Here is a 22,880-nt window from a genome sequence, read left to right on the forward strand (position 1 = left end):
GACTGCGCAAACTCATCACAAATAGCAGCGCTATTAATCCAAGCCAAATAATTGAAACGACGATGATGAGCTGACCAATATTAAAATCAATATTGGTGGCCATGGGCCATGTAATGACCATAGAAGCGAGTATCAGTATTAACCACCTAAATGCTGGCAACGTTGTTTTGTTGATCACCACGCATCTCCATTGCTTGACGTTGTATAAGCATAGTACAAACTTGGCGCACTATTATCGGTCGTAAACATCGATAGCGTGGGATAAACAGCGGACTTGAAAACCGATAAACATCGAGCAATAAACTTGCTCTTAGCAGGTCAACTGATTAGTATAGACGTCTATACGTATAAACATCTAAAAGTAACACTGCATGTTGTTGATTAAGCATGCTATAGCTGATACTTAAAACCGCTGGTCTCTTTATTGTAAGAAAGCAATATTTTGATCAAATAAACAATGCTATACAATGTGTTACGTCGCTTAGAGCGAATGTGTGTCTGTTGCAGTCTGTTTTAAATAGGTAGAATTTATGGCGATCCGTACCCCGATAACTCAAGTTAGGCAAATCAACGCGCAAATCGAAGCGCAGCTGAAACAACAGATCCTGATCTTAGATGGTGCTATGGGTACCATGATCCAAGACCATAAATTAGAAGAAGAACACTTTCGTGGTGAACGCTTTAAAGATTGGCCCTGCGATGTTAAGGGCAATAACGATCTGTTGGTGTTAACCCAAGCAGACATCATCAAAGAGATTCATAAGCAGTATTTGCTCGCTGGTGCCGATATCATCGAAACCAACACGTTTAACGCCACGCGCATCGCGATGGCCGACTATGAAATGGAAGAGCTGTCGGCCGAAATCAACCTTGAAGGAGCCCGAGTGGCTCGAGCAGCCGCTGATGAAGTTGCCGCCGAAACGGGTCGCCATTGCTATGTTGCAGGGGTACTTGGTCCCACCAATAGAACCTGTTCTATCAGCCCTGATGTAAACGATCCGGGTTATCGCAATGTCAGCTTTGATGAGCTTGTCGAGGCTTATATCGAGTCAATTGAGGCACTCATTGCCGGCGGCAGCGACATCATCATGGTAGAAACCATTTTTGATACCCTCAATGCCAAAGCGGCATTATTCGCCATAGAAACCGTATTTGATCAACTCGGCCAGCGACTGCCAATTATGATTTCCGGTACGATTACCGATGCCTCAGGTCGTACCCTTACCGGACAAACCACCGAAGCCTTTTATAACTCACTGCGCCATGTAAAGCCCCTGTCTATCGGCTTAAACTGCGCCTTAGGCCCGCAAGAGCTGCGCCCCTATGTAGAAGAGCTTTCAAAAATAGCAGAATGCTATGTGTCAGCGCATCCTAATGCCGGCCTACCCAACGAGTTTGGTGGCTATGACGAAACACCTGAAGAGATGGCCAGCGTTATTGGCGACTGGGCGGCTGAAGGCTTTTTAAACATTATTGGCGGCTGTTGTGGTACCACCCCAGATCATATTCGTGTCATCCGTGAAGCAGTCATTAAACATGATTGCCGCGCCTTACCTGATATCCCAGTTGCCTGTCGCTTGTCTGGCCTTGAGCCTCTGACCATTGATGAAAACTCGCTGTTTCTCAATGTGGGTGAGCGTACCAACGTGACCGGTTCAGCTAAATTCTTGCGCCTTATTAAAACCGGCGAATATGAAGAAGCGCTATCGGTGGCCCGCGACCAGGTGGAAAACGGCGCACAAATCATCGATATCAACATGGATGAAGGCATGCTTGACGGGGTTGAGGTGATGCAAAAGTTCCTCAACTTAATCGCCTCTGAGCCTGATATTTCCCGTGTCCCCATCATGATTGACTCTTCCAAGTGGGAAGTGATTGAAGCGGGCCTTAAATGCATTCAAGGTAAAGGCATCGTCAACTCTATTTCCCTAAAAGAAGGTGAAGACAAGTTCATTGAGCAGGCCACCTTGGTTAAGCGCTATGGCGCTGCAGCGATCATTATGGCCTTCGATGAAGTCGGCCAAGCAGATACTATGGCACGTAAAGTGGAGATCTGTACCCGAGCCTACAATGTATTAGTGGATAAAGTGGGCTTCCCCCCTGAAGACATTATTTTTGATCCCAATATTTTTGCCATCGCCACCGGTATCGATGAACATGACAACTATGCGGTAGATTTCATTGAAGCCACCCGTGAAATTAAGCGCACCCTGCCCCATGCAATGATTTCAGGCGGGGTATCGAATGTGTCATTCTCGTTTAGAGGTAACAATCCGGTCCGTGAGGCTATTCATGCCGTATTCCTTTACCATGCGATTCAAGCGGGCATGGATATGGGGATTGTTAATGCGGGACAGCTTGCCATTTATGATGACATCGATGCCGATCTTAAAGAGAAGGTCGAAGCCGTTGTGCAAAACTTGCCTTGCCCTGTGGCCGACTCCAACAACACCGAACAACTGCTCGACATTGCAGAGAAGTACCGCGGCGATGGTAGCACTGCAGGTAAAAAAGAAGACTTAGAGTGGCGCAGCAAGCCAGTTAATGAGCGTTTAGCCCATGCACTGGTTAAAGGTATCACCGACTTTATTGACGAAGATACAGAAGAAGCTCGCTTGGCCGCTAATCGACCACTGGATGTTATTGAAGGGCCGTTAATGGACGGCATGAATATTGTGGGCGATCTATTTGGCTCAGGTAAAATGTTCTTGCCCCAAGTGGTTAAGTCGGCGCGGGTGATGAAAAAAGCCGTTGCCTACCTTAACCCTTATATTGAACTGGAAAAGGTCGAAGGCCAGTCTAACGGCAAAATCTTAATGGTCACTGTTAAAGGTGATGTGCACGATATTGGTAAGAACATTGTCGGCGTAGTGTTGGCCTGTAATGGCTATGAAGTGATAGATCTTGGCGTTATGGTGCCGGTTGAGAAAATCATTGAAGTCGCCAAAGCCGAAAATGTCGATATTATTGGCATGTCTGGACTGATCACCCCAAGCCTTGATGAAATGGTGCATAACGTTAAGTCTTTCCACAAAGCAGGCTTAACCATCCCATCCATTATTGGTGGTGCGACTTGCTCTAAAATTCACACTGCAGTCAAAATAGCGCCGCATTCGCCCGAAGGTGCGATCTATATTGCCGATGCATCACGCGCAGTGCCTATGGTATCTAAGCTGATAAACGATGAAACTCGTCAAGCGACCATAGATGATGCCTACAACGAATACCAAGTGATGCGCGACAAGCGTAACTCCCAAGCCAAGCGCAAGCAGATAATCAGCATTGAAGCGGCCCGTGACAACCGCTGCCAGCATGATTGGGATAACTACAGCCCATTTGTGCCCAATAAGCTCGGTCGTCAAGTGTTCGATGATTACCCATTAGAAGACTTGATTGAGCGCATCGATTGGACCCCCTTTTTCCGCAGTTGGGAATTACACGGTCACTTCCCTAAAATCTTAGATGATGAAGTGGTGGGTGAAGAAGCGCGTAAGCTCTATGCTGATGCCCAAGCGATGTTGAAAACCATCATTGAAGAGAAGTGGCTCACCGCCAAGGCGGTCATTGGTTTATTCCCAGCTAATACCGTTAATCATGACGACATTGAAATCTATACCGACGAAAACCGTGATGAACTGGAGATGACCACCCATCACCTGCGCATGCAGATTGAACGCGTTGGTAACGATAACTTCTGTTTAGCGGATTTTGTGGCGCCAAAAGATTCAGGAGTGGCCGATTATATGGGCGGTTTTGCGGTGACGGCCGGCCATGGTATTGACGAACATGTCGCCCGTTTTGAAGCCGCTCACGATGACTACAATGCCATCATGCTTAAGTGTTTAGCTGACCGATTAGCAGAAGCGTTTGCTGAACGTATGCATGAGCGAGTACGTAAAGAGTTTTGGGGTTACGCCGCCGATGAGCAACTTGATAACGAAGCGCTTATTCGCGAAAAATACAAAGGTATTCGCCCGGCACCTGGCTACCCAGCTTGCCCGGATCATACCGAGAAAGGCTTGCTATGGGATCTGCTCAAACCTGATGAAACCATTGATTTGAATATCACCGAAAGTTTCGCCATGTTCCCGACCGCGGCAGTGTCTGGTTGGTATTTTGCCCACCCACAATCGCGCTACTTTGGGGTGACCAATATTGGCCGCGACCAAGTGGAAGATTACGCTAAGCGTAAAGGCATGAGCATTGAAACAACGGAGCGTTGGTTAGCACCGGTATTGGATTACGATCCAGAGTAATACCAATCAGTATAAACATTTAGTCACTCAGCGAGAGTTTAGCGGTTCTGAGGCAAGGTCTTTAAATGCTCCTGCATTAATGACATTCACCACATCCATGTGGTTTGCAACGAGTGAAGAGCATAGTTATTCTACGGTTAAACTCGTTGACACAGCATCAAAATCGCTAAAACTCGCCATTCTGGCGCGTTTTTGGCTACCTACTTCTGCGTTGAGTAACCTCACAAGGGAGCAACCATTGTTTCAATACTTACTTTGAATTAGCAGGCCTTGAATTAGTTTGCCTAAAGCGCGCTGAGTAGATCAAATTCTTATACTGATTGGTATTAATTAAGCGCCGCTCTTGCTCGGTAAACTCACTTTTTATGTTTTCAACCACTGCCACTTCTTGTTGGCTTTCAACAGCCTCACATAAATGGTCTTGGAACACCTTCTTACCATCAAATTCGCACTGGTATATTTTGGCAGAAACGCTCGCGTTCATAACAAAACAGCCACCTAAAATGGCAATAAAAATGCGATACTTATTCATGACACTTCCCTGCATTTGAAACAAATTAGGCTAACCTAGCCTTTCCCTAACGCATTGATTATGCAGTATAGGCAATCAAGTTTCACGGTTTAATAACATGGGATGGCTTGCTACACGAAACAAAGCCAGTCTGGAGCGGACTGGCTTTTTGATGGGAACTATAGAGATGAGATGGTCTTGCTAGTTAGCGCAGTTCAACTGGCCACTCTTTCTTAACACGCTCTTCAATGAAGGTATCTTTATCAGACTTCATCTTGTCGTAATCAAGACCGGCTTCAATTTGTACTTTTGCTTTGCTGTCATACTTACTCGCATCATAGACATAGTCTGGCGCATACTTAGCGAGAAGGGCATCAGCCTCAACAAGGGCGGCATCTAACAAGGTATTAGACTTAACCAATAAGCGCTTCGCTTCGGTGATGTTATGCGCATAGATGCCATGCGATGCCGTGGCACTATCCCAGAACCACTGCGCATTACGCACTTTGCCCAGTAAACTATTCATCTCGGTAGCGAGTTCGTTTCCAGCATTAAGCGCAGCTTCATAATTGCCTTTTGCTTCGCCAATTGTCTTGCCTGATTCAATCCCCTCTACGCCGTTGGCAGCCCACACCGCTTGCGCTTTAAAGTGAACTTCAGTTAGGCGAGGATCGGTACCATTAGCATCGAATCGCAGTGCGTCAATCTCCGCTTTTCGATTAGCAAACTTAGTTTCAAAATCACTGGCACTATGACACATAGTACAATCGCTTGGCAGCTTGCTAGCATCAAACTTAACGTTATGATTTGAGTACATTACCCCTTCAGCATTCTCGGCCTGTGGCATGTGGCAAGTGTTACAGCTGAACTCCAAGTGATTTGGCATAACGTGGCTGGTTCGATCCATCAAGTTTTCATACTCAGGATGCTGAGTCTTCAGAGATGGTGCACCAGAAATTGCGTTGGTCCAATCCTTAAAATTAATCTTGTCGTAGTAAGCCAGCTGCGCTTCTGCGGCAAAACCTTTATAGAGCTCATCGCTACCTGTATAGCCCACCACACTGGCATAATCGGTTTCAACGCCAGGTACCCAGTGATCCCATGGGTAACGTACTTTCTTGTCATCTGTGCCATCAAAGTAATACTCAACATGGCATTGCGCACACGTTTGGCTTGCTTGACCGTTATGGTTTTGCTCTGCAAACGTATAACCAATTTGCGTCATTGCACGCTCGGTATAAGGACGACTTAGGCGCAAGGTATTCTCGCCTAGCTCATGACAGTCCGCACAGCCAATGGTGTTGCTCATTTCGTGGCCCCAGGTCGACCAACTGTTGTTGGCAAACTTGCCTTCGCCGATAAGATCGTACATACGGGCGACATCTGGAGACTTACACGACCAACAAGAGGCTGCCATTGCCTCCCCGACCACTTTACCATCATGCCCGACAACGGGACTGCCGGTTCTTAGGCTCTGTATCACATCAGTCAAAGCAAAGTGATGGCCACGGGCACGGTTGTAATCTTTAGCAAAACCGTAGCCTGCCCACGCGCTAACCAAGTTTGGATTAGCCTCTAATAGGTCTGTGGGCTTACCAGATTCTGGATTGTTTTCATCGGTACTCGCCCACGTAGCATGTTGCTCAGGGAAACTTTCTTGCCAGCTATCACTGTTGTAAAAATCTACAGGTCCAGTTGTAGGCGGCACGATACAGGTGTTGCTGTCTGGGTCGAGCACTGTGCCTTCACCACATTCGACAGGATCAACGGGATCAACCGGGTCAACGGGATCGACCGGATCAACTGGGGTGACTTCACATACGTTAGTATCCGGGTTTAGCTCAGAGCCTTCACCACAAGTCACGTTGTTGCCATCATCACTGTCATTACAGCCGGCGAGTACCGCAGAGATAGCGATCGCAATCGCGAGTTTTTGAATTTTCATCTCACACTCCTCAAAGTGAACATTATTCACTTTTTATGCTACTTATTATTGTAATCAACTTGTCAAAAAGACATTTCCAGCTATACAAACACCCAAGTCAACCGTAAACATCAAAGCAACATTTGTGTGACAATCATCACTAGGCGAACACCCAAATATCTCTAAAGGGGTATACGCAATACTGGTTACAGATCATGTTTTTCACTTAAAATGATATATAAACAGGCCATTATTTAGCCTAAACTGCTATAGATAAAGCAAAATTAGCCAATAGGTTATTTATTAAGCATTAATATTTCTGGGAGTGAGACTACACCTAAGGTGTAGAGAAATGACTCATATTGGCTCGATTGGCTGGTTCACACTCAACAACATTGAAGCAACATAAGCTTAGGGCTACACACATGATTACCCACGCCCCAAGAGTGAATAAAAATTCATAAAATGAGTGTTGAGTGTGAATATTTTTAGATGGTAATAACACGACAAATTGGCTGTCGACGCACCCCAAATCAAACAGAGATTGCAACATGTGACCAACACAGCGGAAGTTAAAAATGGTTAACGCAAGCAGTGATAACCCACCAGCAGCGATAGCGCGAGGCTGTAATTTTCTATCTTATATAGCACCGGCACGATAGACAAAAGGCAAACATCACAGATGATGCCCACACTAGGATGAAAGTTTGAACCTTAGGCTTGTTGCTTAAGCTGCTGCTCTGTTAGCGCGGCAATTTGCGCCAATAGACTCGTCAATTGTGCTTCAAGTACCTTACGCTGCTTATCAGCACCGTCAGAGCGATCGCCAACGAGTTCATCGAGTTGCTTTTGCAACTCTTCGACCTGCTGCTTGAGGCTATCAATGAGTTCATCGAGTTTGTCTTTGGGGGCAAGTTCGGCGCTTTCCTTGCTTGCAACTTGCTGATTTGCAAGGCGCTGAGCGTGTAATGTCATACCGGAGTCACTTGCTAGCGCCTGATAAGCTTGAGCAGATATTTGCACCACGTCATTATCAGTGGTTGATAGTGCACTTGTACTCGTTGCTTGGCTAGTTTGCTGATTTGTCGTTCGAGAGGCAATTTTTAGTTGACTGAAATCACCGATGGGCTCGGCAGCACCCACAGCTTTGGTTATCACGTTCACAACACCACTCCTCAAGGCAGCGCTAAAACATAGCACTACCAATAGTCTCTATAAGAGTGATATCGGCCTAATTAGCAAAACATTAACCCGTTTTATGCTGCTTTACGCTATTTGTCATGCTTATCTAGCAAGTAATATTACTGCGCTTGCTAGAAAGCCCAATAAATACTGTGCTATAGCAAAGAGCGAACGCCCCTTTCATCTTATCTTTGCTAGTGATTTGCTAATAGCGCGGACTGTTTTTAAATAAACGTCTTTAAACCAGCATCAAGCTGGACTCATAGAGGGGCCTAATCACTGCTAGCTTTGAAAAATCCATTGCAATTTATTAGTAATCTACGCGTCTTCTTCATGCATATAGCTCTCGATGAGTGACAGCTGTGCTTGTTCATCTAACCATGTCGTAGTGACATGATAACTGCTCGCATCCACTGCTTTTGCCGGCATATCCACCTGGCAATCTATCTGCATTTTTCGCGATACAATCTCACTAAAGCCGCCACTGTACTGCGTTTTAGACATAGCCATACCTTCCTCCCACAACTTAATGGCCGTTTAAGCTTTTAACGATAGGGTTGCAGTTAATTATAGTCCAGCGTGGGCTTTTCAGGTTTCGCCATGACTAATACACCTAGCACCAACGAGATTATTTTAAAAATGTGAACTGTGCATCTGTCACTCAGCTAACACTTGTACGCATAATAGAGCCGCCACTAATAACGAGAAAGCCGGAGTTTGCAATGAAAAATAGACACAATCTTCAAACACGATGTACGGCTTGCAGCGAAACTATGTCAGTGAATGCTAACAACTGTCCGCAATGTGACACTCCCATAGGACTTGAAGCGTTAGCGGGCGTCGATCCCAACATGCGGATTAAAAACCAAAAACTGGCGATATGTTTTGGTTTATTACTCGGCGGGCTAGGTTTACACAAGTTCTATTTAGGACACCATTTAAAAGGCAGCCTGTACTTGCTCTTTAGCTGGACACTCGTGCCTATTGTTATCGGCTGGGTAGACAGTATTCGTACCTTTAAAATGAGCCCATTTCGGTTCGCGCAGCGATACAATCAAATCAAACCCTCACGTCTACACGCCCTCTAACCCACAGGCAACCGACAGCCTAATAATAAACATTAGGCTGTCATCCAATATTTCCCTAGTAACCTAGCAGCACCTAACTAGAGTGCCAGCTCAACTGCGCCTGACAAAATATAGACAAACGTTTGAATGACTGTTTAAATGGTTGTTTATGTCTTTGCGGTATTTGACGCTAGAAACTTAATTATTTAAACAATAAGCTGTTAATTAATATCTAAAAATCAAAATTAGGGCATTCGAATTTTTTGGGACATCACCGGTTATTTACTGGTGCTAAAACACAACAAAAAAGGGACCATTCGATGCGTTTAAATAAGTTCATGCTTACCATGGGCATTGCTTCATCTGTGTTTTTAACAGCATGTGGCAGTGACGACGGCGGCGCCAATATTCAACGAGACAAACCACAACCTGAGATCACACCGCCATTGCAGGTTTTCGCGCCTGATGGCTTACTTAAAGCCCAAGTACGTCGCACCGCTTATGGTGTTCCACATATTCAAGCAGACAACCTAGAAAGCCTAGGTTTTGGTAGTGGCTATGCTCAAGCCCAAGACAATTTATGTGTACTCGCAGACGGGTTCATTAAGGCCAATTCTGAACGTTCAATGTATTTTGGCCCCCACGCATCTATTGATTTTTCGACAGGCTTACCAACCGCTGAAGATAATGGCAACCTGATTTCTGATTTCGCTTATAAAGCATTAAAAATCCGTGAAAAAGCGGAAAACCAATATAGTAGCTTTAGCTACAACTCCCGCGCCCTGATGGAAGGTTTTAGTGCCGGATATAACCAATTTTTAGCAGATGTAGAAGCCGGCAATCAAACTGCTGAGCCGTTCTGCGCAGGTCAACCATGGGTCAAACCAATCAATGGTATAGATGTCGCTAACTATCTGTTCTCCATTGCATTATTGCCTGGTGCAGCAAACTTCTTAGATCTCATTTTTTATGCCAATCCCGGTGATGGTCAAGAGTACCTACCGCGTATCGTTGGCCCGGCGGCGACAACTGCAGCGCAAACAGCCTTTATTACTGACATAAATAATAAGTTTATAGCCCACCAACAAACGATCACCACCCCAGAAACCAACCCACGCGATTTGGGCTCAAATGGTTGGGGCTTAGGTAAAGATAAAACTGAAAACGGTATGGGAATGGTGCTAGGCAATCCGCACTTTCCCCATACAGGTAACCTACGTTTCTGGCAGTCGCATTTAACTATCCCTGGGCACTTAGATGTCATGGGTGGCTCTTTAGTCGGTATGCCAGGAGCGATAAACATCGGCTTTAACAAAGATTTAGCTTGGACACATACCTTCTCTACTGCTGAACATTTTGTGCTCTATAACTTAGAGTTAGTCAGTGGCGATCGCATGCAATACCTGTTTGACGGCGAAGCGATGCCGATTACTAAAGAAACGGTACAAATTCTAGTGAACGGCGGTGCCGCTGGCATGCTCGTAGCTGAAAAGGATATTTATACCACACCAAAAGGGCCCATTGCTGAAGCCCCTGTCACTCAAGCGCCATTTGGTTGGGATGATGGCCAGGCCTTTATGCTACAAGACGCCAACATGGCAAATAAAGATCCAATCGATCACTGGCTTGCCATGAATCGCGCAACCAACAAAGATGAGTTTCAACAAGCCTTCAAGAATTATGACGGCGTCATTTTCAATAACACCATGTACGCCGACAAAGCGGGTAACGCTTTCTATATTGATGACTCAACGGTACCAGGCTTAACTGGCGTGGCAATTAGCTTGTTAAAGTCTAATCCCGACATTATTGCCACTCGTGCACAGGCTGGGTTTACGATTTTGCCTGGAAACAGTTCATTATTTGCCTACGATGCACCGCTTGGTTATGAGTTTGCGCCTAAGTTAGAACGCAGTGACTTTGTGCAAAACTCCAACAACTCTTTTTGGTCAACCAACTTAGCTAGCCCACTTGAGGGGTACTCTGCAATGTATGGTCCAGAGCGAGGCCAGCAATCGCTGCGCACTCGAATGGCGCTCAAGCTTATGCAAGAAGCCGGTGGTGAAGATGGCAAGTTTAACCTTGATGAGCTAGCAGCCGCGGCGCTGTCTAATCAAGTTTATCTGCAACATTTGGTGTTTGAAGACTTAATCAGCCAATGTACTGCGCAAGGTGATACGCCGGTGATGATTAGCGAAACACTGAGCAAGGATATCAGCACTGCTTGTGATGCATTGCAGCAGTGGAATGGCAGACAAGACAACGACAGTATTGGTGGGCCATTAATCCGTGAATTTGCGCATCTATTTGATCAAGCTAGCATGTTGAGTGTGCCTTTTGACGCCAATGACGCAGCAAATACGCCAAACACCTTGGCAACTGACGGCAGTGCACTTGTTGCACTGGCACGCGCAGCAATAAACCTTGAAGCCGCAGGCTTTGCTGTGGACGCAGCACTTGGCACGGTTCAGTTTGTTGAAAAATCGCTACCCGATGGCAGCCCTTCAGGTAACAAACTACCTTGGCCTGGCAGCCACAATGCATCTGGTGGCTTTAATGTGTTCTCAACCAGCCTGTCTGGTGATGACACCTTGATACCGCAACACACCTACCCTAGCGTCATAGATCCGGTTAGCCAAGCACAACTGCCTTCAGGCCTGACGGCGCAAGGCTACCCTATCCGTTATGGCTCAAGTTGGATGATGGCGGTAAGCTTTACCGACCAAGGGCCTGTCGCAAAAGGCATTTTAACTTACTCGCAGTCGAGCAATATCACCTCTCCACAATCGAGTGACCAAAGTCAGTTGTACTCGAGCAGCAAACAGTTCCGCCCACTGTTATTTAACGAAGCGGATATTGCTGCAGCAGTTGAGTCTAGCACCGAACTAAGCTGGCAAAAGCCTGAATAGAATGTAAGTTGGCAATTGCGTGATTCAAGGGTAGCAAGCGCTACCCTTTTTTTTATTGTTAACTCATAGATTAAAATTAGCAAAAACTTAAGTAAACCATTGATAAAATGAGCTTTATCTATCCTAACCTGTCAACTAATATCAAAGTAAGCCGGTGTAACAGGGATGCAGTGATGGCTAGAAACATAACTAATCTGACGCTATGGGGTGCGGTAATAACCCAGCTTTTAATGCCGTGCGCAATGGCGGCCACCATTGAGCTCACCCGTTACGATGGGGGTTATCAAGGAGATTTGAACGATGAAAAAGCGTTGATGTTTGTATTCTCAAGTAATAACCAGCACTTTCAATGCCACGTCACCACCACCGAGAAGTACCTACGTCAAGCCCAACACCGACTAGAGAACATTAACTTAAGCGAGCCCAACTTCTATTTCGACTGTCAGTCAGATGAGCAACATTATATGTTGTCAAACCGCTATCGAACCTACGCTGAGGTCATTATAAAGCAGCCCGATAGCCAATTTCCGATGTCGATGCATATCGAAGCTAAACTGGTCAATCTTGATGGCGATTTCGCCTACGTGCGAAGTGGTGATATTGCACTCACACGCTAGTTATTTGTTGCTTCCAATCTCAATGTTCAGCTACATAAACTTACATATTTTCTGATACAGCTTTTAACTGAACACCGCTATACTCATGACGCCCCCAGCTTACTGAGGGCTAACAATAATAAAACTAATCACAAATTGAATGTTATCCAAGGAGACCACTCGTGAAGAAAGCCGGGATTATATTACTGTGCCTGCTACTGCCTCTGGCAAATGCATTTGCGGCGCAGAACAAGCCTCTTTCAGTTGATGTGCTGTGGCAACTCAACAGAATTGGTAGCCCAATGATTTCCCCCCATGGTGAATACATTGTTGCGCCAGTTACCCAATATGACGTACCTGAAGATAAAGGTGCGACTCAACTATGGTTATTTGCCAAAGATGGCAGTAGTCAGCGACCACTTACCGCTAAAGGTTTACGTGCTAGCGAACCGGTATTTTCACCAGATGGTAATACCCTTGCTTTTGTCAGCAAACGTGATGACGATGAAGCTGGACAAATATACCTGTTGCCTTTAAACAAAGCGGGCGAAGCACAACGCCTAACCGAAGTGCCAGGCGGAGTTTACGGAGTAAAGTGGGTCGGTGAACACTTATATTTCATCAGCCGTATTTTCCCAGGTAAAAACTGGCAGCAAATGAGTGAGCAACTTAAAGCTGATAAAGACAGTAAATTATCTGCACAACAATGGAATGAGCTGCCTTATTCAAGTTTTGATCACTGGATTGACGAAAACAGACAAGCCCACGTTTTTAGAATCAATGCTAACGGCGGCGAAATAGAACCAGTCACTGCCACATTCAATAAGCAGTTACCTCGCTCTTATCAAAGTGCAGCTAGCTACGATGTGAGCCCTAACGAACAGTACATTGCCTTCAATGCCAATGGCTGGGCAGCGGATAAAAAAACGCGCAATGTCGATCCAAAAATCGATATTTTCTTAGCTAAGATAGGCAGTGATAAAGCGGTTAATCTCACGCCAAAAAATGAAGCTCCCGATGCCAACCCAAGTTTCAGCCCTGATGGAAAAACGCTGGCATTTACCCGTCAACTTATCCATGGCTTCTATGCCGACACGGCAAACCTAAACCTGTATGACATTCAGCGTGAAACACTGCGTGAAATCACCACGGATTGGGATCGTTCGGTTGCGCGCTACGTTTGGACCGCTGACAGTAAAGGTTTTTATGCGGCAATCGACGATGCAGCCACACGCCGTATTTACCACATTAGTGCCAAAAATGGCAAAGTGAAGCCCATTACCGATAACACCAACTATGGCAAGCCTTCAATCGCCAATGACGGTACCCTCGTCGCTGCCAATGATAGCTTTCTCTATCCTGCACGAGTGATTAAGATTGATACCCGCAGTGGTAAAACGACTCGTTTAGATAGCTTTAACGACGATATTCTAGCTGATGTCGATCTGGGCACTTATGAGTCAGTCACCTATAAAGGTTATAATGACCAAGATATTCAGATGTGGGTGCATTATCCACCTGGATTTGATCGCAGCAAAAAGTACCCACTAATGATGCTGATCCATGGCGGACCACATAACGCCATCTCTGACGGGTTTCACTACCGCTGGAATGCACAAACTTTTGCATCTTGGGGATATGTGACCGCATGGCCTAATTTCCATGGTTCAAGTAGCTTTGGACAAGAGTTTGCCGACAGCATCAACCCAGACTGGAAAAATAAATCACTCGAAGATGTATTTAAAGCCACCGAGTGGTTTGAGAGCAAAGATTGGATTGACAGTGAGCGTATGGTGGCTGGCGGCGCGAGCTACGGCGGCTATTTAACATCGATTATTTTGGGACAAAAACACCCGTTTAATGCATTACTTATCCATGCAGCGGTTTATAACATGTACTCACAAATGTCAGCCGACTTTGCCGTACATAGTACCCGATTTGGTAACTACTGGGATAACCCAGAAATTTACCAGTCTATCTCACCACACTATGGCGCAGGCAACTTCAACACGCCGACTTTGGTCATTCATGGTCAACTTGATTATCGCGTACCGGTAGGGCAAGGGTTTGAGCTATTCCGCACCCTACAAAGCCGTGGGGTCGAATCACGCATGATATATTATCCAGATGAAAACCATTGGATTATGAAGCCTAATAATTCTATTTATTGGTACAACCAAGTGGAAGATTGGATGACGCGTTTTGCCGAGCCGGGCGGACGTTAACTCTTTATACTAACGATTATAAAGAGTTGATCGCTCAGCGAGCAGGTAGTGGTTCAGCGGCTAAGTAACCAATTTAAAGCTAGTGACACTAGGTTTAGATTGGTTGCCACCGCATATGGACCACTATAACTCGCCTTTAAACACTGCTTTGAACAACCGACTTGTAGGTTGTGTAACCTTTTAAGGAAGTCACCATTCTCGGTGATATTCGCCTTAAATTCACCTGTCAAAAATCATGCTAAGTAGCAGCTTATCTTTACCAATAAGTATTCAACAAGCGACAAATCACAAGGCCACATGACCTCGCTTTTTTTAACATTCCACAAGTTATTGTAATAAAGGAATTTTGTTAGCTGAATCTAGCTATTTAATTTTCCTCTACCTGTATCACCCCTCGGATTAAGTAAACTTGCATAATGCCATCAAAGTTAGCTATGTTAGATACAATTTATTACATAAGGTGAGCAACATGGTAAAACCAATTATTGGTAGTATTGTATGTTTATTAATATTTATTGGGCTGCTACAAGGCACCCATCACATGTATGTAGCTGTAGCGGATAATGAGTTGGGGCTTTACGCTGTAGCAGCACTAGTGTGCGTGATGTGGGCTAGCCTCTTTGGTGTGGTACTAAGCTTATTTTTTCCACAACTAAAAGCGCTATGGTTGTCGATTAAAGATGACTGAGTTGCTGAGAATATTTGTGTAAAAGTTTAAGCACATTTGTCTGATAATTGGTAAATGTGCTAGCACAACTTTCTAAGTTTGACGTTTGACCCATACTGCATCCCTGCGAGTCAACATGAAACTGGACGATTAAATATAATCGATCAGCGATTAAAAGTTAACTGATTAGTTTAAAAATCAGCCTATCTGCTTATAACAATTTGATTCGTTAATATTACGGCAGAGCATTTCCATTAACCTTTATTTTCATATGGTTATTGTACTTCTAGGAGCTCGCTAGATACTTGTCGAGCTTCTGTTGAATAGCATCGGGCAAAATTGGTTTGGTCACATAATCACTAGCGCCTAACTTTTTGGCAAACTCCTGATCTGACTCTTCAGCTAATGTACTGATGACAACCACAGGTATTTGCGCTTTGACGCTGTCTTGCTGAAGGTGCTTAAGCACTTGGTAGCCGTTAACTTGCGGCATACTGATGTCTAAAAAGATTAAATCTGGAGTGGTTGAATCTAAAAGATCGATACCACCTAAACCTGAATTAGCGGTGGTGACTTGATAATCATCGCCCAACATAGCAAGTAACACGCCGGTGCAGACGGGGTCATCATCTATAATCAAGATTTTAGCTCTATCCATTCATCACCTTCAAACCATTAAGATTTTCAAAACTAGACTAACCCGAAGCACGGACAACACAACGCTACCTACACTTTATGACACTAAAAATGTGCTTGAGTTCACGTATCTAAAATATTAGCCAACTCACCATCATGATGCAATGTTAATTGAGGCAATTAGGCTTAATAATCAATGAATTATACTTCACCAGCATCTAACAAGCGCCTTTAATACAAAAGGGCATGCAAAACAACAACTTATAGTCATCCCTGCTAAAAATTAGCACCTTTCGGAGACCAGCTCCACCAACCTCCCCCACTAGATAAACAACCAACCACTAGATAAACAACCAACCACTATTGACTAAATTGCCATCACATTTGTGGGTTTGATCGCAAAAAGTGACCACTTTATCACTGTACAGATAGTCGGCAATAGCCTATATTCTCCACAATTTCAGCAGCACTGACTCGCTGAAACCAACAAACCAATCAGATTGATTTTTTGTAACCACACTCGTTGTAGTGAAAGGAAAATAGAATGGCAAAACCACGTGCCTCTTCGCGTATTGGCCACGAACATGGTCGAGGAGAGATTAAAGACAACGCAATTAAAGCGTTAGTAACCAGCAATTTATTTAGGCCAAGAGTTGAAAAGCCTAAAAAGGGCAAAGGTTCATACAACCGCAAACACAACAAAGGGGCATTCGCTAAAGGGCAATGCCCCTTTTGATATTTAGACACTCCTGCAACTTATCTCAATTGCCATTCCTCGCTCAAACTGAGCCCATAACATCGCCGTTAAGATCAAACATAGGATTACAGATTAAGATAACTGACATGGTTATTTACTGTAGCCACAAATTTTTGCTACTTGTGAGCGCCTGACTTTCGGAGGATAAATTGGGATTATTCAGTTCAATTACTCGCCGCTGCTCCAATTTAGCTTTTTGTAAAATCCCCGCTGTGGTTGGATGGCTAAAAAACAACTCATCGAAACTGCCGTCATCAATCGCCTTTGCTAAACCAAACTGAATTCGCGAAGCTAACTGATGATTATCAGCATTAACAAAGAAATATATCGGTGCTGAGTATTTGACCAACAATCCAGTTTCTATCATCACATCGCTGCGCCCGGAAACCTCCTCCCAAGGCTCGTGTAACGCACGAGGAAATGCATCAAATCGGCCCTTAACCAACATATTTAGCAAGTTATCAGACGCGCCTCTTACCACTGAAAAGCCATGGGATTGTAAAATATCGGCATCTGGCCAGTCATTACCTTGCCCAAAAACCAACTGTTTCATATCTTCAAGATCATTGATGTGATCAAACCGCAACTGTTCATCACGACGAATAATTGCGATCCGATAACCCATCAAACCTTTCATTATGGGAAAGTACACGGGCAATAATTGCTGTTCACGCTCAGGGGAGGTCATGGTCCAAACAATATCAATTAACTTTCTATCGGCGACTAATTTGATTGTGCGACTTTGCGGCATCGACATAAAAACAGGTTTAAGCTCAAAATCACCGTATTCTGGACGGCTTTTTTCCAGTGCTAATGTGAGCACATCAATATAATAGCTTTGTTTGCCATCGACTTTATCTGCGGAGATATTGTAGCGAATAAGACTTGGAGCTTGAGTACCAAATGCGGAAAGCACGCAGGTAAATGGCAACAACAAAATCAAAATTACGCGCGTTATCATGCCTGCCCTATGTAAAATCCATTTCATGTTTATTCATACTAGCTCAATAATCTAAATAATGTCAGTGAACCGTAGCGCTTAATTTGGGAAGTAAAGAAAGAGCCCCAGTAATCAGTTTTAGCCTAATTATCTGATTGACAATCTTCCGCCTGCCATTCAGTATGAAACCAATGACTAATATAGTGAAATAATGACCAATATGAACTCCCTTGTGTTAACAAGCCCCAATACATTCCAGTGTAACCAACCTCTAGTGCGAAAACTCGCAACTAGTGTTTGTGTGTGGCTGAAAACACCCGCGGATCATATGGACTAAACTCCCAGCTATTAGCCATCCCTGACCGCAACGTCAAGCATTGCGGTCGCTTTATCGCATTGCCTACCTGTTGTCGTCACCTTGCTAACAATATGGAACATTGAGGTAGACATGTAATGAAAACAAAGCCATCACTTCCCAAGCTCGTCCCTATCGCATTTATTGCTGTGGTACTGATCTGGTCAACAACCCCACTGGGGATAGTCTGGAGCAGCGAGAGTGTTCATCCCACTATGGCGGTATTATTACGCATGGTGCTGGCACTAGTGATTGGATGCTTAGTGATTGCCTGCAGTTCAATACGTTTACCGCTATCTGCAACAGCCTTTAAATTATATGGCTTTTCAGCCATCGGTATTGTCGGTGGCATGCTGCTCAGCTATATGGCTGCCCGTTATATTCCCTCTGGTACCATGTCGCTGCTTTTTGGGCTGTCACCGATTATTTCAGGGCTGTTGGCGCAAAGGATTTTAGGCGAAGCCAAGTTTAGCCGAGTGAAAATTGTTGCACTCATTTTGGCATTTTCAGGATTGGCCATAGTCTGCTCATCTAAATTGGCTTTGGGCAGTGAAGCAGGTATAGGCTTAGTATTAATCCTGTGTGCGGTAACCCTGTTTAGCTTAAGTGGTGTGTTAATTAAGACGGTGAGCTTGAGTATTCATCCCATCGCAAGCACCGTGGGTGCCTTGCTGATATCAACTCCGCTATTCGCCCTTGCTTGGTTGCTATTTGATGGCACTGTGCCTACAGAGACTTGGAGTGCAAAGTCTATTTGGTCAATCGTTTACCTCGGGATATTTGGCTCATTAATTGGCTTTGTAGGTTATTTCTATATATTGCAGCACCTTAATGCTAGCACTGTATCACTAGTAACCTTGATTACACCTGTATTTGCTATGGCGCTAGGGGCTGTACTCAACCAGGAACAGGTCAGTCAAACACTGATCATTGGTGCAGGACTAGTCTTATTGGGCTTAGCCTTTTACCTGTTTGGTGATAAATGGTGGCAGAGTAAACGGCAAAATAGCTGCATTCAGTGATGGCATTGCGGTGACAAAGAGCGATGGGTCACCGCAATGTTTAACATAACAATGCATTAGTTGTACCCCAGTACAAAATCGGTTTCTTGATAGAGTACATGCTGATTGGTGTGCGCAATCCCTAGCTCTTTCTCCGCTTGCTCACCAATAAGTTTAATCACATAGTCCACTCGACAACGGTAAGCATCCGATGTTTCATAGAGATGCTGATTAATCGCAAAATGTAGCTGTTGCTTAGCGAGGTTTAAGTTTGAATAAGCCATGATGGACTCCTTAGGTAATAAATAGAACGACCAAGTGTTGATGGTCAATATTACCTAGAGCATATCCCATGCCACAATCGATGTCAGAATCACCAAGCAATGCGTAAGCAGCTGTTTTTATATATTTTAATGCATCAATTTCGACAATATTATTGCTATATTTGTTCAGTATTGTTCTAAAAATAACTCAGCATATTCCAATCTCAAGCGAACAATTTGCAAAATGCATTGGCAAATTGAAACAAGCTGACAGATATTAACTGTGCGTAGTTTATAAACCGGCTGGCATCCAAACCTAACTTCACTTGATTAGTCTTCGGTTAAAATGATGTGCATCCGACGAATATCTTTGTTCCACAACTGAATGATCTTTCGACTCTTATCTTTATTCCAATAGCAACGTCCAAATACGATGATTGCCGCCCCCGCCAGTTCACTGGCTTCATCGATATTAAAGCGTTGCTTAAACTTAGCTTGGTAAGCATCAATTGGGATGCCTATGTGTTTGTTCTCCGCCGGATTTAACCAATTGAGTTGTTTATCTGCATGGGATAAGGTGCCCCAATACATCCTTGGTGCACCATTGTCTGTGGGCTCGGCATCGGCGAAGTTCACAAACAAATTCTTGGCACGCCAACGATACTTTTCATCGGTATAAACCCACAGTTGCGACTGTTGCAGCTCACTACCACGAAGTAAGCTATGCAATAGTCGTTGCAACCCCTCTTTGGGCTTAGCTAATTCAGATTGCTTTTTAGCCTCATCCGCTTGGGAGTTTGTAACCGGTGTGGTTGGCGTTGACTCACCATCAGCAAGTATCGACTGGGGTGATTGACTGGTCAACGCAGGCTTTAATGGGCGGGGGGTTTTAGTGCTTGTATGCAGCTGACGTTGCTTCGATGGGGCAAGGTTAAAATCAATCTGCATGGCGTCGTGCTGTAACACGATGTCATTGACAATTTGTGCATCCGCTTCTTCGAGCTTTCTTGAACTTGAAGGTTTAAATTCGAGACAATCAGCCGCGTGATAGCGAGAACCAAAACAAGCTGCTTTGCCATCTTTAGATGCTTTACGATAATAAGCTAGCCCCTGACACTCAGGGCAATAAAGGTGACAGCGTAATCGGGCAATCTCGTCATCATCAAGCTGCTGAAAGGCGAATACTGAATAAACTCGCCCAGGTTCATCAAGCGCAGAACCTGCTGAAGAGGCTGGTCGATATACGGCATCTAACATAATAACTCTGGCCTATGTCTCTTAGTCTTGCTGCTCTGCTTTAGCCTGGCCTGCACTAACCAAACTCGCAACCACAATCGCCATATAAAATACCCCAGCAATAGCTTCCATATACACTGCAACTTGGGCAAACGGGGTAACCGGGCTAATGTCGCCGTAACCTAGTGTCGTTAAAGTGACGAAACTGAAATAGGCCATTTGCGAAAAGTTTTCGCCCCATGCTTGAGGCTCGACACCGGTAAAAGATTGAGGGGAGAACTCCAAAATAAACAGATAAATTAATGACCACATCAAACCGAGCAATAAAAACAGCGCGATTGAACCAATAATTTTATTCCGATCAACATGGCCAACAAATAGAATTTGCCGCGCAACTGAAGTAAACGTCCCCCAAAAGAAGGCGAACATGAACGACAGCATCAGTAAATCCATGACCTTGATATCTAACAAATTGCGAACTAGCGTGGCCGCTAACCAACACACCACCAGTAACACCATAAAGTGATACCAACGCCGATCAAACCGTAAACTCCGTAAACAGACAATAAACGTCACTATAGTGAAACCTTCTACTACGTATTCTAATACGCCTTGTGGCATCACCTGCACTAATGAAGAACAGACCAATAAGCTCACTAAAGCAAAGGTCATATAAAAGAAGTTATTACTCTGATTAATCTTTTGTTGCACGTGCACAGCTAAACCCACCCTGTCGTTTCAATTCCCTGCGCTATTTATTCAATAGCAAAATGCCACTTCAAACTATCACCAACATATGAGTAATGACCTTATTGCGCAAGCCAAATTCAAATGACAATATCAATTTCTAATACGGCAAGTGACGCAAACAGCCGCATGATCACTGCTATGGCTATCCGTTGCATACTGGGGATTGGTCAGGTGTTGGTCGAACGTATGATAGCGAGTCACCTCAGCCAAACTCTGTGGATTCTGACTATTAAATTCTGCAGAGAGTAAGATGTAGTCCAAGACATTGCCGTGATTAAGATGATAGTGGGTAGGTGCGCGCGCTACAGCACTGGGGGCATATTGATTGGCTTGGCATAATTCATAAGCATCGCTTAGGCTATATAGGGTAAATTCATGCTCGCTTAGCTGATTTTTCAGTCGGCTGTCTTGACTCACAAGTCCTTTAAGTACACCTGTTTGTAGTGATTCATTAAAGTCTCCCAGTAATACACAAGGGTTTTGAGTCTGCTCGCGCCTAGATGCAATACTATAGCGAAGTAGTACCGCTTCTGCGCCGCGTTGTTGAGCCGCCCCCCATTTAGCCACCGCTTCTAAAGCAAAACGCTCTGGATTACCCATATCAGTTTGCACTTGCTCATCTACATCAAAAATTCCCCGTTGCGATTTAAAATGCACAACGAAAAAATCAACTGAACCTAATAATGGTGTTGCGACAGTGACACGCAGAGGGATACGGCTAAAAGCAAAGTCACTAGGCAATGACAGTAGCTGCAACAGTTGGTGTTCAACCGCGACGGCATTGATCTCAACAATTGGGAATTTAGATGCTAACGCCACCACAGGACAGCTATAAATAAAATCATCACTAATGCTTGGCTCATCAACAACAGCAAAATATTGATAACCCGATTGTTGCATCAACGTTTTGAGGGCTTCAATACTAAACACTTCTTGAAAACCGATAACATCAGGTTGCTGCAAGTCAATATATCGCGATATCCATGTCAGTTTTTTCTGCCATTGTTCTGCTGTATAGATATTTTCAAAATCATAATACGCATTGGGTGGCTCAACAAAGTTAAATAAGTTAAGCGTCGCAATGTTAAACTGAGTATGTTCATTCTGAGTCGACAAATTGATGGCCGCAGCTGAAAGGCATTAGTTAATTATATCTGATTTAAACCACAAACCGCACTATTTTAAATTTCGACAAAATCCTCTACACACTGCAATAAAGGAGTTAGGTAGCACGAAAGTAACGGGTCTGACTCTAAATAAAACAACCTGATAGCACCACTTAACGCTACCAGGCTAAATACTAAACCTTAGTGGCTAAGGGAACCAACAACGATTAGGCTGTGGTATGGTTGCTAAGCAGGCCTCAAAAGAGCTGGCACAGTGTTGTCCACCCGTAAACTCACAGCGCTCGAGCGCACTTAAACACTGGTAGCAAGTAGCAGCATATGCAGAGGCAGCTACCCCTAAGCCCATTCCAACCAATAAAACTTTAGCTAGTTTTTTTATATTCATCACTCTTTCCTTTTAGTTGACTAAGCTGTTAATCAGCGACGGTGATATAAATCAATTATCGCTATACAGCCGATATTTAAAAACCTTTAACTT

Annotated in this window: 18 protein-coding genes; 8 read left to right on the forward strand and 10 right to left on the reverse strand. The window is 44.4% G+C overall.

The window, feature by feature from the left end; translation table 11 throughout:
• Positions 1-530 precede the first annotated feature (530 nt).
• Positions 531-4,256, forward strand: coding sequence for a methionine synthase (metH, locus tag L865_RS0101290; protein ID WP_028771565.1), 3,726 nt, complete (start codon positions 531-533; stop codon positions 4,254-4,256).
• A gap of 250 nt (positions 4,257-4,506) precedes the next feature.
• On the opposite strand, the gene L865_RS0101295 is transcribed toward metH, so the two are convergent.
• The 4 genes from L865_RS0101295 to L865_RS0101310 form a co-directional block, all read right to left on the reverse strand.
• Positions 4,507-4,788 carry a hypothetical protein gene (locus tag L865_RS0101295; RefSeq protein WP_028771566.1) on the reverse strand — a complete coding sequence of 94 codons (282 nt, stop codon included), beginning with the start codon at positions 4,786-4,788 and terminating at the stop codon, positions 4,507-4,509.
• Positions 4,789-4,972: 184 nt separating this feature from the next.
• A complete protein-coding gene (locus L865_RS0101300) occupies positions 4,973-6,712 on the reverse strand; it encodes an ammonia-forming cytochrome c nitrite reductase subunit c552 (RefSeq protein ID WP_028771567.1) in 1,740 nt (579 codons plus the stop codon).
• Positions 6,713-7,405: 693 nt separating this feature from the next.
• Positions 7,406-7,855 carry a FlxA-like family protein gene (locus L865_RS0101305; protein ID WP_028771568.1) on the reverse strand — a complete coding sequence of 150 codons (450 nt, stop codon included), beginning with the start codon at positions 7,853-7,855 and terminating at the stop codon, positions 7,406-7,408.
• 336 nt (positions 7,856-8,191) lie between these two features.
• The gene (locus tag L865_RS0101310) at positions 8,192-8,383 is read right to left on the reverse strand and encodes a hypothetical protein (RefSeq protein ID WP_028771569.1); all 192 of its coding nucleotides are present in this window, start codon (positions 8,381-8,383) and stop codon (positions 8,192-8,194) included.
• Between the two features lie 212 nt (positions 8,384-8,595).
• Here L865_RS0101310 and L865_RS24455 point away from each other — a divergent pair, with 212 nt between their 5' ends.
• The 5 genes from L865_RS24455 to L865_RS0101335 all read left to right on the forward strand — a co-directional run bounded on the left by L865_RS24455 (position 8,596) and on the right by L865_RS0101335 (position 15,358).
• A complete protein-coding gene (locus L865_RS24455; protein ID WP_028771570.1) occupies positions 8,596-8,961 on the forward strand; it encodes a TM2 domain-containing protein in 366 nt (121 codons plus the stop codon).
• A 299-nt stretch (positions 8,962-9,260) separates the two neighbouring features.
• The gene (locus tag L865_RS0101320) at positions 9,261-11,849 is read left to right on the forward strand and encodes an acylase (protein ID WP_028771571.1); all 2,589 of its coding nucleotides are present in this window, start codon (positions 9,261-9,263) and stop codon (positions 11,847-11,849) included.
• Positions 11,850-12,022: 173 nt separating this feature from the next.
• Positions 12,023-12,466 carry a hypothetical protein gene (locus tag L865_RS0101325; protein WP_051484374.1) on the forward strand — a complete coding sequence of 148 codons (444 nt, stop codon included), beginning with the start codon at positions 12,023-12,025 and terminating at the stop codon, positions 12,464-12,466.
• Positions 12,467-12,627: 161 nt separating this feature from the next.
• Positions 12,628-14,670: a S9 family peptidase gene (locus L865_RS0101330; RefSeq protein ID WP_028771573.1), complete on the forward strand. Its 2,043-nt coding sequence runs from the start codon at positions 12,628-12,630 to the stop codon at positions 14,668-14,670.
• Positions 14,671-15,139: 469 nt separating this feature from the next.
• The gene (locus tag L865_RS0101335; protein WP_028771574.1) at positions 15,140-15,358 is read left to right on the forward strand and encodes a hypothetical protein; all 219 of its coding nucleotides are present in this window, start codon (positions 15,140-15,142) and stop codon (positions 15,356-15,358) included.
• Between the two features lie 265 nt (positions 15,359-15,623).
• Here L865_RS0101335 and L865_RS0101340 read toward each other — a convergent pair whose 3' ends face one another.
• Positions 15,624-15,995: a response regulator gene (locus tag L865_RS0101340; protein WP_028771575.1), complete on the reverse strand. Its 372-nt coding sequence runs from the start codon at positions 15,993-15,995 to the stop codon at positions 15,624-15,626.
• Positions 15,996-16,517: 522 nt separating this feature from the next.
• Between L865_RS0101340 and L865_RS0101345 the strand changes: the two genes are divergently transcribed.
• Positions 16,518-16,709: a ribosome alternative rescue factor ArfA gene (locus L865_RS0101345; protein ID WP_028771576.1), complete on the forward strand. Its 192-nt coding sequence runs from the start codon at positions 16,518-16,520 to the stop codon at positions 16,707-16,709.
• Positions 16,710-16,824: 115 nt separating this feature from the next.
• Here L865_RS0101345 and L865_RS0101350 read toward each other — a convergent pair whose 3' ends face one another.
• Positions 16,825-17,691, reverse strand: coding sequence for a substrate-binding periplasmic protein (locus tag L865_RS0101350; RefSeq protein WP_028771577.1), 867 nt, complete (start codon positions 17,689-17,691; stop codon positions 16,825-16,827).
• 432 nt (positions 17,692-18,123) lie between these two features.
• On the opposite strand from L865_RS0101350, the gene L865_RS0101355 reads away from it, so the two are divergent.
• Positions 18,124-19,047 (forward strand): DMT family transporter, encoded by a 924-nt coding sequence (locus L865_RS0101355; RefSeq protein WP_028771578.1) that lies wholly within the window; start codon positions 18,124-18,126, stop codon positions 19,045-19,047.
• A 56-nt stretch (positions 19,048-19,103) separates the two neighbouring features.
• On the opposite strand, the gene L865_RS0101360 is transcribed toward L865_RS0101355, so the two are convergent.
• The 4 genes from L865_RS0101360 to L865_RS0101375 all read right to left on the reverse strand — a co-directional run bounded on the left by L865_RS0101360 (position 19,104) and on the right by L865_RS0101375 (position 22,391).
• Entirely contained in the window at positions 19,104-19,310 is a 207-nt protein-coding gene (locus tag L865_RS0101360; RefSeq protein WP_028771579.1) for a hypothetical protein, read from the reverse strand.
• A gap of 309 nt (positions 19,311-19,619) precedes the next feature.
• Entirely contained in the window at positions 19,620-20,546 is a 927-nt protein-coding gene (locus tag L865_RS0101365) for a hypothetical protein (protein ID WP_028771580.1), read from the reverse strand.
• Between the two features lie 21 nt (positions 20,547-20,567).
• Positions 20,568-21,242, reverse strand: coding sequence for a potassium channel family protein (locus L865_RS0101370; protein ID WP_028771581.1), 675 nt, complete (start codon positions 21,240-21,242; stop codon positions 20,568-20,570).
• 123 nt (positions 21,243-21,365) lie between these two features.
• Positions 21,366-22,391 carry an endonuclease/exonuclease/phosphatase family protein gene (locus L865_RS0101375; RefSeq protein ID WP_211237680.1) on the reverse strand — a complete coding sequence of 342 codons (1,026 nt, stop codon included), beginning with the start codon at positions 22,389-22,391 and terminating at the stop codon, positions 21,366-21,368.
• Positions 22,392-22,880: the final 489 nt, after the last annotated feature.

The sequence above is a fragment of the Shewanella waksmanii ATCC BAA-643 genome, assembly GCF_000518805.1.
GTDB lineage: Bacteria > Pseudomonadota > Gammaproteobacteria > Enterobacterales > Shewanellaceae > Shewanella > Shewanella waksmanii.